7 protein-coding genes are annotated in these 13,216 nt (G+C 71.0%); 4 read left to right on the forward strand and 3 right to left on the reverse strand.

From position 1 onward, the window contains the following. Positions 1 to 134: 134 nt before the first annotated feature. Complete coding sequence (gene dnaE / locus AB0I67_RS18060; RefSeq protein ID WP_357924419.1) at positions 135 to 3,662, forward strand: DNA polymerase III subunit alpha; 3,528 nt, start codon at positions 135 to 137, stop codon at positions 3,660 to 3,662. A gap of 42 nt (positions 3,663 to 3,704) precedes the next feature. Here dnaE and AB0I67_RS18065 read toward each other — a convergent pair whose 3' ends face one another. Further along, the gene (locus AB0I67_RS18065; protein ID WP_357924421.1) at positions 3,705 to 4,448 is read right to left on the reverse strand and encodes a DUF4097 family beta strand repeat-containing protein; all 744 of its coding nucleotides are present in this window, start codon (positions 4,446 to 4,448) and stop codon (positions 3,705 to 3,707) included. A 102-nt stretch (positions 4,449 to 4,550) separates the two neighbouring features. On the opposite strand from AB0I67_RS18065, the gene AB0I67_RS18070 reads away from it, so the two are divergent. After that, the gene (locus tag AB0I67_RS18070) at positions 4,551 to 5,216 is read left to right on the forward strand and encodes a nucleotidyltransferase domain-containing protein (RefSeq protein WP_357924424.1); all 666 of its coding nucleotides are present in this window, start codon (positions 4,551 to 4,553) and stop codon (positions 5,214 to 5,216) included. A 22-nt stretch (positions 5,217 to 5,238) separates the two neighbouring features. On the opposite strand, the gene AB0I67_RS18075 is transcribed toward AB0I67_RS18070, so the two are convergent. Beyond that, entirely contained in the window at positions 5,239 to 5,823 is a 585-nt protein-coding gene (locus AB0I67_RS18075) for a TetR/AcrR family transcriptional regulator (RefSeq protein WP_357924426.1), read from the reverse strand. Between the two features lie 118 nt (positions 5,824 to 5,941). On the opposite strand from AB0I67_RS18075, the gene AB0I67_RS18080 reads away from it, so the two are divergent. Together AB0I67_RS18080 and AB0I67_RS18085 are read left to right on the forward strand one after the other, a co-directional pair. Next, positions 5,942 to 6,811 carry an alpha/beta hydrolase gene (locus tag AB0I67_RS18080; protein ID WP_357924429.1) on the forward strand — a complete coding sequence of 290 codons (870 nt, stop codon included), beginning with the start codon at positions 5,942 to 5,944 and terminating at the stop codon, positions 6,809 to 6,811. Positions 6,812 to 7,058: 247 nt separating this feature from the next. Then, positions 7,059 to 10,454 carry a M28 family peptidase gene (locus AB0I67_RS18085; RefSeq protein WP_357924431.1) on the forward strand — a complete coding sequence of 1,132 codons (3,396 nt, stop codon included), beginning with the start codon at positions 7,059 to 7,061 and terminating at the stop codon, positions 10,452 to 10,454. A gap of 5 nt (positions 10,455 to 10,459) precedes the next feature. On the opposite strand, the gene AB0I67_RS18090 is transcribed toward AB0I67_RS18085, so the two are convergent. Next, a complete protein-coding gene (locus AB0I67_RS18090) occupies positions 10,460 to 13,216 on the reverse strand; it encodes an AAA family ATPase (RefSeq protein ID WP_357924435.1) in 2,757 nt (918 codons plus the stop codon).

A 13,216-nucleotide genomic window follows, 5' to 3' on the forward strand; every position in this document is an offset into this window, starting at 1 on the left:
TGACACATCAGCCGGGGGAGCGCGGGCCCGCCGTACAGGTCGTCAGGGAAACGCGCGGCTGCTCCGGACTGTCGGCCGGGACGGCTAGAGTCGAGCCTGCGCATCCCAGCTCGATCCGAGGAGGTCTCCGCTCCATGTCGTCCGGCGACTCGTTTGTCCACCTGCACGTGCACACCGAGTATTCGATGCTGGACGGGGCGGCGCGCCTCAAGCAGATGTTCAAACAGGTCGGCGACCTGAACATGCCCGCCATCGCGATCACCGACCACGGCAACATGCACGGCGCCAACGACTTCTACAAGCAGGCGACCGCGGCGGGCATCAAGCCGATCATCGGCATCGAGGCCTACGTCGCGCCCGAGCTGCGGCAGAACAAGAAGCCGGTGCTGTGGGGCGAGCCGCACCAGAAGAGCGACGACGTCTCCGCGGGCGGCTACTACACCCACATGACGATCTGGGCGCGCAACAAGGCGGGCCTGCACAACCTGATGAAGCTCTCCTCGCGCGCCTACACCGAGGGCTTCGTGCGCAAGTGGGCGCGGATGGACGCCGAGATCCTCGCCGAGCACGCCGACGGCCTGATGGCGACCACCGGCTGCCCCTCCGGCGAGGTGCAGACCCGGCTGCGGCTCGGGCAGTACGACGAGGCCGTGAAGGCGGCGGCGAAGTACCAGGAGATCTTCGGCAAGGACAACTACTTCCTGGAGATCATGGACCACGGGCTCGAGATCGAGCGCCGCGTCCGCGACGGCCTGGTCCGCATCTCCCGCGAGCTGGGCATCCCGCCGGTGGTCACCAACGACTCGCACTACACCTACGAGTCCGACTCCGCCTCCCACGACGCGCTCCTGTGCATCCAGACCGGCAAGCAGCTCTCCGACCCCGACCGCTTCCGCTTCGACGGCTCCGGCTACTACATCAAGACCGCCGACGAGATGCGCGCGGTGGACAGCTCCGACATCTGGGCCGAGGGCTGCCGCAACACCCTGCTGGTGGCCGAGAAGGTCGACCCGACCGGGTTCTTCGAGTTCAAGAACCTGATGCCGACCTACCCGGTGCCCGAGGGCATGACCCAGGAGGAGTACTTCCGCCAGCAGACCTGGGAGGGTCTGAAGCGGCGCTTCCCCGAGGGCATCGACGAGGAGCACCGCGCCTGGGCGGAGAACGAGCTCGGTGTCATCATCCAGATGGGCTTCCCGAGCTACTTCCTCGTGGTCGCCGACTTCATCATGTGGGCCAAGAACAACGGCATCCGGGTGGGCCCGGGCCGAGGCTCCGCGGCCGGCTCGCTGGTCGCCTACGCGCTGGGCATCACCGACCTCGACCCGATCCCGCACGGCCTGATCTTCGAGCGCTTCCTCAACCCCGAACGTGTCTCCATGCCCGACGTCGACATCGACTTCGACGAGCGCCGGCGCGCCGACGTGATCAGGTACGTGACGGAGAAGTGGGGCGCCGACAAGGTCGCCATGATCGCCACCTTCGGCACCATCAAGGCCAAGGCCGCCGTCAAGGACGCCGGCCGCGTCCTCGGCTACCCCTACGCCCTGGGCGACCGCATCTCCAAGGCCTTCCCGCCCGCGGTGATGGGCAAGGACATCCCGCTCGCGGGCATCTTCGACAAGGACCACCCGCGCTTCAACGAGGCCGGCGAGCTGCGCAAGCTGTACGAGGAGGACGTCGACGTCAAGGCGACGATCGACCTCGGGCGCGGCCTGGAGGGCCTGATCCGGCAGACCGGCGTGCACGCCGCCGGCGTCATCATGTCGTCGGAGCCGCTGACCGACTACATCCCGATCATGCGCCGCGACGCCGACGGCGCGATCATCACGCAGTTCGACTACCCGACCTGTGAGTCGCTCGGCCTGCTGAAGATGGACTTCCTGGGCCTGCGCAACCTGACGATCATCGACGACTGCATCAAGATGATCGAGTCCGGCCGGGGCGAGACGATCGACCTGCTGGCGCTGCCGCTGGACAACCTCAAGGCCTACGAGCTGCTGGCCCGCGGCGACACCCTGGGCATCTTCCAGCTCGACGGCGGCGGCATGCGCACGCTGCTGCGGCTGATGAAGCCGGACAACTTCGAGGACATCTCCGCGGCGCTCGCGCTCTACCGGCCGGGCCCGATGGGCGCCAACTCGCACACCAACTACGCGCTGCGCAAGAACGGCCAGCAGGAGATCACCCCGATCCACCCCGAGCTGGAGGAGCCGCTCAGCGAGATCCTCAGCACGACGCACGGCCTGATCGTCTACCAGGAGCAGGTCATGGCCATCGCGCAGAAGGTGGCCGGGTACTCGCTCGGCGGCGCCGACCTGCTGCGCCGCGCGATGGGCAAGAAGAAGAAGTCCGAGCTGGACAAGCAGTTCGAGTTCTTCGAGAAGGGCATGCAGGACAACGGCTTCTCGGCCGCGGCCATCAAGGCCCTGTGGGACATCCTGCTGCCCTTCTCCGACTACGCCTTCAACAAGGCGCACACCGCCGGGTACGGCCTGGTCTCCTACTGGACCGCCTACCTCAAGGCCAACTACCCGGCCGAGTACATGGCGGCCCTGCTCACCTCGGTCAAGGACGACAAGGACAAGTCGGCCCTCTACCTCAACGAGTGCCGCCGCATGGGCATCAAGGTGCTCCCGCCGGACGTCAACGACTCCGACTTCGACTTCACCCCGCGCGGCACCGACATCCGCTTCGGCCTGTCGGCCATCCGCAACGTCGGCGGCAACGTCGTCGACGGCATCATCGGCGCGCGCAAGGAGAAGGGCCGCTTCGCCGACTTCAAGGACTTCCTGCGCAAGGTCCCGGCGATCGTCTGCAACAAGCGGGTCATCGAGTCGCTGATCAAGGCGGGCGCCTTCGACTCCCTCGGACACGTCCGCAAGGGCCTGGTCATGGTGCACGAGCAGGCCGTCGACGCGATCATCGACATCAAGAAGAACGAGGCCATCGGCCAGGACTCCCTCTTCGGCGCCGTCGAGGGCGGCGAGGACCAGACCTTCGACGTGCAGATCCCGCTGGGGGAGTGGGAGAAGTCCACGCTGCTGCAGTTCGAGCGGGAGATGCTCGGGCTCTACGTCTCCGACCACCCGCTGCTCGGCGTGGAGCACATCCTCAGCGCCGGGGCCGACTGCTCCATCGCCGCCCTCCAGGACGAGTCGCGCGCCGACGGGCAGGTCGTCACCGTCGGCGGCATCCTGTCGGGCGTGCAGCGCAAGGTCACCAAGAAGGGCGACACCTGGGTGCTCACCCAGCTGGAGGACCTCGAAGGCGCCATCGAGGTGATGATCTTCCCGTCGGCCTACCAGCTCTGCTCGACCATCCTGGCCGAGGACGCGATCGTCTTCGTCAAGGGGCGGATCGACAAGCGGGAGGACGTGGCGAAGATCATCGCCATGGAGGTGACCGCGCCGGACCTCACCGTCGAGTCGGGCGGGCCGCTGCTGGTGAGCATGACGCTGCAGAAGTGCATCCCGCCGGTGGTGGGGCGGCTCAAGGAGATCCTCACCACCCACCCGGGCACCTCCGAGGTGCACCTCCAGGTGCACAACGGGCCCCGGACCACGGTCCTGCGGGTCGAGGACCGCTACCGGGTCACGCCTTCACCGGCGCTCATGGGAGACCTCAAGCAGTTGCTCGGGGCCAACTGCCTCGGCGGCTGACGCCTCGGCCCCTGCCCGGGCAGGGGTTCGTGACCGCGCCGGCTAGCGGGAAGCGACGGTGACGTCGCCGGAGTCGGCGCGGGCGATGATCTTGCGCGGGGCCTTGGGGTCGTCCACCACGGACACGTTGACGTCCCCCGAGTCGGCGGCCGCCTCCACCGAGTACGGCCCGGCGGGGAGGGTGAGCTTGGCGTTGCCCGAGCCGGCCACGAGGGTGACCTTGTCCGGGGCGCCGGCGTACTCCAGGGAGATGTCCCCCGAGTCGACCTCGCCGTTGAGCTCCTTGCCGGTGAGGCCGGTGGCGGTGAGGTCACCGGAGTCCACCCTGGCCTGGAACGGGCCGCTGAGCCCGGTGGCGGTGAGATCGCCGGAGTCGAGCTTGGCGTCGACCGGGCCGCTGAGGTCGAGCAGCTTGACGTCGCCGGAGTCGGCCTGCACTTCCACCTTGAGGCCCTTGGGGATCTCGACCTTGTAGTCGACCGAGCAGTTGTCCATCACCGCCGGGCAGTTGTAGCTCATGCTCAGCGCATCGCCGTCCACCTTGTGGTCGGTGGTCGGGCGCTCGGACGACCAGCGGAGGGTCTCGACGACCTTCACCGACGAGCCGCTCGTCTCGCTGATCACGACCTCGCCCGAGTCGCTGACCAGGGCGAGCCTCGCCACCTTCTCGGTGACCTCGTACTTGTTCGTCGCCTGGTGGGCCGGCTGCGCGATGCTCTGCAGTCCGCAACCGGTCAGTAGCAGCGCGGCGAGTGCCAGGCCGCCCGCCATCCCCGTAACCTTCATGGCACCCGATCCTGCCGTATGCCGGCAGGTGCGGCAGTCAGGTATACCCCCCTATGTGCCCTGAGGGAGCCCTGACCGCCCCAGGGGGTTAGGGTCGTTCCGGTGGAGCGTGAGTGGCGGGAGCGGCATCCAGGGACGGATCTGGTGCTGTCGGTGGTGACCGGTTCGCGGGCGTACGGCCTGCAGACCGAGGGGTCCGACATCGACCGGCGCGGGGTGTTCGTGGCGCCCACAGCCGCGTTCTGGCGGCTGGACAAACCGCCCACGCACCTCGACGGGCCGCTGGAGGAGCAGTTCTCGTGGGAGGTCGAGCGGTTCTGCGTGCTGGCGCTGCAGGCCAACCCGACCCTGCTGGAGTGCCTGTGGTCGCCGATCGTGGAGCACGTCACGCCGGTGGGGGAGCGGTTGCTGGGGTTGCGGACGGCATTCCTGTCGGGGCGGGCGCGGCAGTCCTTCCTGGGGTACGCCCAGGACCAGTTCCGGCGGCTCGACCCGGCCGCGCCGAAGTGGAAGCAGGCCATGCACATGATCCGGCTGCTGCTGTCCGGGCGGCACCTGGTGGAGTACGGCGAGCCGCTGGTGCGGGTGGGTGAAGACCGGGAGCGGCTGCTGGCGATCCGGCGCGGGGAGCTGACCTGGGCCGAGGTGGACGCCTGGCGGGCCGAGCTGACCACCGGCCTGAGCCGGGCCGCCGGCCACCTGCCCGCCGAGCCGGACCGCGCGGCGGTGGAGGCGTTCCTGATCGAGGTCCGCAGGGCCGCCCTGTGAATCTGGGGCGGCCCTGGGGCTTTCAGCTCCGGTAGGAGTCGATGAGCCGGGCCAGGTGCTCGCCCGCGACCAGGAGCGGCGTCTCGCTCCTGAACACCTGCGCGGTCAGCTCGGCGCCCTCAAGGGTGTTGATGACGGTGATGGCCAGGTCGTGCGCGACGCCCTCCGCGAATCCGGCCTCGCGAAGCGTGCCGGCCACCAGGTCACGCCAGTGCTGAAAGGCCGCAGCGACGGCCTGTTCGATCTCGGGGGCCCGTCCGGTGGTCTCCAGGGCGGTCGCGCTGATCGGGCACCCGTCCATCCATCCGGAGTCGCGCAGGTGGTCGGCGAGCGCGCGGGCGCAGACGGCGACGGCCTTCGCCGGGTCGGCCTCGCCGGACAGCGACGCCGACAGCATGGCGGCGAACTCCTGGTCGGCGTGCTTGACCGCGGCCACGCCCAGCGCCTGCTTGCCGCCGGGGAAGAAGTGGTAGACCGAGCCGAGCGTCGCCTTGGCCTCCTGGGCGACCTGCTTGATGCCGGTGCCCTCATAGCCCTGCCGCTGCATCAGCAGAGAGGCCGCGCTGACGATGCGCTCCCGGGTGCCGGGCTGTGGTGTGTTCGCCATACGGCAGAGCTTACTGGATAGAGCGTTCGTTCTGGTTTGCGGACCGCGTCGTGAGCGTGCTAGCTTCCGACTAGTTAGAACGTTCGTTTTAGAGATGTGCACAACAAGGAGTCTTGAGATGGAACACAAGCGGATCACCGTCAACGGCCTGGACCTCGCCTACGTCGAAGCGGGAGAGGGGCCGCTCGCCCTGATGCTGCACGGGTTCGACACGCCCAGGCTGTACCGGTACCTCATGCCGGCGCTGGCCGAGGCGGGCTACCACGCCGTGGTCCCCACCATGCGCGGGTTCGCCCCCTCCCAGGTGCCGCCGGACGGGAGCGTGCGCCTTCCCGACCTGATCGCCGACGTCAACGGACTGCACGAGGCCCTCGGCGGCGGTTCCGACGCGGTGCTGATCGGCCATGACTGGGGCGGCTTCACCACCTGGGGCGCCGCCGCGGCCGCACCCGAGCGCTGGTCCAAGGTCGTCGTCAACGACGTCCCGCCGCTGGAGTTCTACGACCGCAACGCCGCCGACCCCGACCGGATCGAGAAGTACGTCCACTTCTACTTCTTCCAGATGGCCGTCGCCGACCACCTCGTGGCGGCCAACGACCTCGCCTACCTCGACTGGCTCTGGGACCACTGGACGGGCAACGTCCCCGGCTACGACTCCACGGAGGACCGCAAGGCGATGAAGGAGGGACTCGACACGCCGGAAAGGCTGCACCTCGGCCTGGAGCTCTACCGGCAGAACTTCCCCGCCGCCACGTTCGGCACCCCCGGCTGGGAGATGGCCCAGGTGCTGGGCAAGCTGCCCACCCAGCCCACCCTCTACCTCCACGGGACCGAGGATCCCGTGGTCGACGAGGCGACGCTCGCCGACATCGTCGCCGCGCTGCCGCCGGGGTCGGACGGCGCGATGATCCCGGGCGCCGGACACTTCCTGCTCTCCGAGAACCCGGAGGAGGCCAACCGGCGCATCCTCGCCTTCCTGGCCCGCTGACCGCCCCCTCGCGGCCCGGCTTCCCACCTCCGACTCCAGTCGCTGGTCAGGCGGGGGTGAGGTGTACGTACACACCACCAGGCACGGCAATTCCGTACGACATACCGATCCCCCTACGGATGGTCGGCCGGTCGGTCCGGATTTAGCGTCAAGCCGCCTGGTGAGCACAGCTCACCTCACCCCCACCGCATCCGCGCCTGCCCCCACCGGGGCGGGCGCGGGCGCATCCCCTGAAAGGAGCTGGCGAGTGAGAAGCAGATCACTCCTCGCGGCTGTCGCCGGATTGGCCACCACGGCCGCCCTGGTCGCTGCCCCGGCCGCGTACGCCACCCCACCGAAAGACCCGCCCCCCAGCCTGACCTCGGCCGATCCCGAGGCCAGGGCGGCCGCGGCGGCCGACCGGGCCGTCGCCGGCGGCTTCGACCGGTTACGCAAGAGCGGCGACGAGACCTTCTGGCGCAAGTCGGTGACGCCCGGCGTCGGCGGCATGCACTTCGTGTCCTACGAGAAGACCTTCAAGGGCCTGCCCGTGGTCGGCGGCGACGCGGTCGTCGTCACCGACGAGCAGGGCGACGTGCGCGACACGCAGGCCGCGGCCGCGCCGGTCCCCGACACGCTGTCGATCACCCCGAAGGTGAACGCCCGCCGCGCCGAGCGCACCGCGCACCGCCAGCTCGACAAGGTGGACAGCGCCGAGGCCCCCCGGCTGGTCGTGCTGGCCTGGGGCGACTCTCCCAAGCTGGCCTGGGAGAGCGTGCTGACCGGCACCAAGTCCGGCAAGCCCAGCAAGCTGCACGTCTTCGTGGACGCCGCCACCGGCGCGGTGGCCGACTCCTACGACGAGGTGCGCTACGGCACCGGCCAGGGCTACTACAACGGCAACGTCACCATCGACACCAGCCAGTCCAGCGGCACCTACCGGATGGTCGACACCAGCCGCCCCGGCATCCAGTGCGGCGGCCAGAACGGCTCGGCCTACACCGGCCCGGACGACTCCTGGGGCAACGGCCAGGGCACCAACCTGGAGACCGCCTGCGTCGACGCGATGTACGCGGTGCAGCAGGAGTGGAAGATGCTCAGCGCCTGGCTCGGGCGCAACGGCATCAACGGCAACGGCGGCGGCTTCCCGGCGCGCGTCGGCCTCAACGACGTCAACGCCTTCTGGAACGGCAGCTACACCAACTACGGCCACTCGCAGGACAACCAGCGTCAGGTCACCCCGATCGACGTGGTCGCCCACGAGTACGGCCACGCCATCTTCCAGACCACGCCGGGCGGCGCGGGCAGCGGCAACGAGAACGGCGGGCTCAACGAGGCCACCGGCGACATCTTCGGCGCCCTGACCGAGCACTACGCCAACAACCCCAACGACCCGCCGGACTACGAGGTCGGCGAGGAGGTCAACCTGGTCGGCGACGGCCCGATCCGGTACATGTACAACCCGAGCCGGGTGGGCGACCCGAACTGCTACTCCAGCAGCATCCCCAGCACCGAGGTGCACGCCGCGGCCGGCCCGCTGAACCACTGGTTCTACCTGCTGGCCGAGGGCAGCGCGCCCGGCGGCGGCAAGCCGACCAGCCCGATCTGCTCCGGCGGCCCCAGCTCGGTGACCGGCATCGGCATCGAGAAGGCCGGCAAGATCTTCATGGGTGCGCTCAACCGGAAGACCTCGAGCTGGCGCTACGTGAACGTCCGGACCGCCTCCCTCGCCTCCGTGGTCGAGCTCTACGGCGCCAGCAGCGTCGAGTGCAACACCGTCAAGGCGGCCTGGAACGCGGTGTCGGTGCCGGCGCAGAGCGGTGAGGCGCAGTGCTCCACCGTGACGCAGGACTTCTCCATCAGCACCAACCCCACCTCGGCGACGGTCCAGCCCGGCCAGTCGGCGACGACCACCGTCGCCACCCAGACCACCGTGGGCAACCCGCAGACGGTGAACCTGACCGCCTCCGGCCTGCCCGCGGGCGTCACCGCCAGCTTCAACCCGGCCAGCGTCACCAGCGGCAACTCCAGCACGCTGACCCTGGCCACCAGCGCCAGCACCCCGGGCGGCACCTACCAGGTGACCGTCACCGGCACCGGCACGGTGACCCACACGGCGACCTTCAGCCTGACCGTCAGCGGTGGGGGCAACCCCTCCGACCCGCCGGACATCAGCCTGGCCAACGTCAAGGCGCATCTAGCGCAGTTCCAGACCATCGCCACCAACAACGGCGGCAACCGCCGCTCGACCGGCCCCGGCTACACCGCCTCGCTCAGCTACGTCGAGCAGAAGCTCCAGGCGGCCGGCTACACCACCACCCGGGTGGCCTGCGGCGCGACCTGCACCCCCGGCTCGGGCGCGAACCTGATCGCGGACTGGCCCGGCGGTGACACCAACCAGGTGATCATGGCGGGCGCGCACCTCGACGGCGTCTCGGCCGGCCCCGGCATCAACGACAACGCCTCCGGCTCCTCGGCCCTGCTGGAGGTCGCGCTGACCCTGGCCTCCCAGAACCCGACCCTCACCAAGCACGTGCGGTTCGGCTGGTGGAGTGACGAGGAGCAGGGGCTCAACGGCTCCGAGGGCTACATCGCCTCGCTCAGCTCCGCCGACCGGGCGAAGATCCAGGTCTACCACAACTACGACATGGTGGGCTCGCGCAACGGCGGCTACTTCATCAACAACATCACCACCACCGCCGCGCAGCACCTGAAGGCCTACTACGACAGCCTGGGCCTGCAGCCGGAGGAGAACGTCGAGGGCGCCAACCGCTCCGACGACGCCTCCTTCCGCAACGCCGGCATCGCCACCTCCGGCGTGGCCGCGGGCGCCAGCGCCACCAAGACCAGCGCACAGGCCGCCAAGTGGGGCGGCACGGCCGGAGCGGCCTACGACGCCTGCTACCACGCCGCGTGCGACACCTCGACCAACATCAACGACACCGTCCTGAACCGGGCGGCGGACGCCGCGGCCTACGCCATCTGGAAGCTCGCGGTCGGCACCTCCAACCCGACCCAGGACTTCTCCATCTCGGCCGCCCCGGCCTCCGGGACGGTCCAGGCCGGTTCGCCCATCACCACGACGATCGCCACCCAGACCACCGCGGGCAACCCCCAGACGGTGAACCTGAGCGCCTCCGGGCTGCCCTCCGGCGCCACGGCCGCCTTCAACCCGGCCAGCGTCACCAGCGGCAACTCCAGCACGCTGACGATCACCACCACGGCCGCGACCCCCGCGGGCACCTACCAGGTGACGGTCACCGGAGCCGGCACGACCGGCAGCAAGACGACCGTCTACACGCTGACCGTGCAGTCGACCACCCCCGGCCGCACCTTCCGCAACGACACCAACTACACGATCTACGACTACAGCTACATCCAGTCGTCGGTCACCTCCACCGCGACCGGCACCGCGACCTCGCCGGTCAAGGTCGCGGCGACCAGCAACCACACCTGCATCGAGGACCTGGACATCTGGCTGCGCGGCCCGAACGGCACGTGGTACCAGATCAGGACCGCGGGCGGCACCTCCTGCACGGCCTTCGGCAGCCGCACCTGGCAGGTGCCGGTCAGCCAGCAGGCCGGCGGCACCTGGGTGCTGTACATCGAGGACGTCTACGCCGGTGACCAGGGTGTCCTGGACTGGTGGAGCGTCACCGTCTGATCCCGCTAGTCGGCTGGGGGTGTGATCTCCGTCCTGGAGCGCACCCCCAGCTTCCTGAGGAGGGTGGCCACATGGGTCTCGACGGTCCGGCGGGACAGGAAGAGCACCTCGGCTATCTCCTTGTTGGTACGGCCCAGCGCGACCAGCCGGGCCACCTCGCGCTCGCGTTGCGACAGGACTCCACCCCGTCGCAGCGCGGGCGCGCTCACTCCGTGCTCGCGCAGCAGCCGCCGGCACCGGGCCGCGTCGCGGGTGGCCCCCAGCGCGGCGAAGCGCTCGGCCACCTCGGCCAGGACCGTGGCCGCCGCGGTGCTCTTGCCCAGCGCCAGCAGCGCCCCGGCCTCCGACTCCCCGGCCCGAGCCGCCGCGTACGGCTGCGGGATGGCGTCGTAGGTCTCCCGAGCCCGGGCGAAGTGCTCGTAGGCCTCCTCCGGCACGGTCAGCAGCCCCCGGGTCACGTGCAGGCCGGCCCGCGCCGAGGGTGCGTCGAGGCCCGCCAGTCCGGCCTCGAAGTCACCCATCAGCGTGGCGGCCTCCGCCCGCAGCCCGGCCGTCACCAGCGCGGTGACGGCGGCGGGCACGACCTGGTCGCCCCAGGCCCACACGCCCTTGCGGCGCAGCCTGGCCGCCGCCCGCCTGGCCTCCTCCACCGCCCTGGCCACCTGCTCGCGGGCCAGGTGCAGCTCGACCAGCCCGGCCCAGGAGGCCAGCACGAAGGGCAGGTAGAGCGAGTCGGGCGAGTCGCGCCCGGCGGCGTGCAGGTGCGACTCGGCCTCGGTCCACTCCCCGGCGGCCAGGGCGAGCTGGCCCAGCACCAGGCGGGCCTCGACGCCGGCGAAGGGCGAGTCGCGGGTCGTCTCGACCATCGCCTCCGCCCGCGCGGCCAGGCCCTCCCAGCGGCCGATCATCCAGTCGATCCGGAGCGAGACGCCCTGGACCAGGTAGATGGGGAACAGCGCGCCGGTCTCCTCGGCGAGGGCGGTGCCGCGCCTGCCGTACTCCTCGGCCTCCGACAGCCGGCCGAGCGTCACGGCCAGGTCGTAGAGGTTGCAGAGGGTGCGGGCGACCTGGCGGCGCACCGCGGCCGAGGGGTCGCCGGCCGGCAGCCGGGCGGCCAGCGCGCCGGCCTCGGGCCGGCCCACCGACATGGCCAGCGCGGCGCGGTTGCCCGCCACGGCGGCCTGCAGTTCGGGGTCGTCGCCGGCCGCGGCCAGGTGCTCGGCCCGGCGCATCCACTGCTCCTGCACCTCCAGCGGTTCCGGGCCCCAGCCGGGCATCGCCAGGCAGGCCAGCCCGCGCGCGGCCAGGGCCGGGCGCTCGGCCTCCAGGTCGGCGACCGCCGCCATGATCGCCGGCCGGGCGGCGAGCACGTCGCCGAGCTGGCCGTGCAGCATGAGGCCGAGGGAGAGCCGGGCCTCGCCGCGCAGCTCGCGGGAGAGTCGCTCGTCGGCCAGCAAGGGCCGCAGCAGCAGGATCGCCCGCGGGTTGGCCGGTCCTGCCATGGCCAGCCGGCCCAGCGTCAGCACCAGGGGCGGGCGCTCGGCCTCGGGCAGTTCGGGGTCGGCCAGCAGCTCCTCCAGCACCTCGACGGCCACCGGCAGGTCGCCCACCGCCGCCGCACGGGCCGCGGCGGCCTTGCCGTACTCCAGCCAGGCCGCCAGGTCGCCGGCGCGGCGGGCGTGGAAGGTGAGCTGGACCAGCGGCGGCGGGTCGGCCTCGGCCAGGGCGGCGACGGCGCGGGCGTGGATGAGGCGGCGGCCGGGGCCGGGGATGGTGTCGTAGGCGGCCTCCTGCGCCAGCGGGTGGCGGAAGCCGTACCGGCCGCCGGGATGCTCGTGCAGGACGCCCAGACGCAGCGCCTCCAGCAGGCCCGCGGCGCCGCCGGCGACGGCGGCCAGCTCGTCCTCGCGCACCGGCACCCGTAACACCGCGGCGGCCCGCACGGTCGCCAGCACCTCGGGCGGCAGCCGGTCGAGCTGCTCGGTCATCGCCTCGCGCAGCAGCAGCGGCACCCGGCCCAGCTCAAGGTCGGCGCCGACCGAGCGCAGCAGCTCCTCCACCAGGAAGGGGATCCCGGAGGTACGGCGGTGCAGCCGGTCGGCGAAGCCGGGCGGCAGCTCCCGGCGCTGGAGCAGCCCGGAGGCCAGCCGTCCGACCTGGGCGGCGTCGAGCGGGGTCAGGGAGATGACGGCGCTGGCGGAGCCGAGCGGCAGGCCGGTGACCGGGCGGCGGTAGGTGAGCACCAGCGCCAGGCCTTCCGGCGGCCGGCTGGTGAGGAAGCGCAGCAGTTCGCGGGTGCCGTCGTCGGCCCAGTGCAGGTCCTCGATGACCAGCACCGCGGGCCCGGCGGCGGCCAGCAGCTCGCGCACCGCGCGAAAGAGCCGGTGCCGCTCGGCCGCGGGATCGGCCAGCGGCGGCGGCGCGGGCGGCAGCAGCTCGCCCAGCTCGGGGAGATGGCCGCGCAGCGCGCCGGTGACCGGGTTGAGTCCGGCCAGGGGGCCGGTGACCGGGTTGTGCCCGGCCAGGCGGCCGGGTACCTCGCGCAGGGCCTCGAAGACCGGTCCGTAGGGAAACGGCTCGCGCAACTGGTGGCAGTGGCCCAGCAGCAGGGTGCGGCCGCTCACGCCGCCTTCCGCCGCCGCTCTGACCAGCCGCGTCTTGCCGATGCCCGGTTCCCCCTCGACCAACGCCACCGAGGGGGGATGCGTCATCGCCTCCCTGAGGACCCGTAATTCGCCCTCACGGCCCACAAGCTCGCTCAT

This window comes from Nonomuraea sp. NPDC050310 (genome assembly GCF_040655795.1).
In the GTDB taxonomy this organism is placed as follows: Bacteria; Actinomycetota; Actinomycetes; order Streptosporangiales; family Streptosporangiaceae; genus Nonomuraea.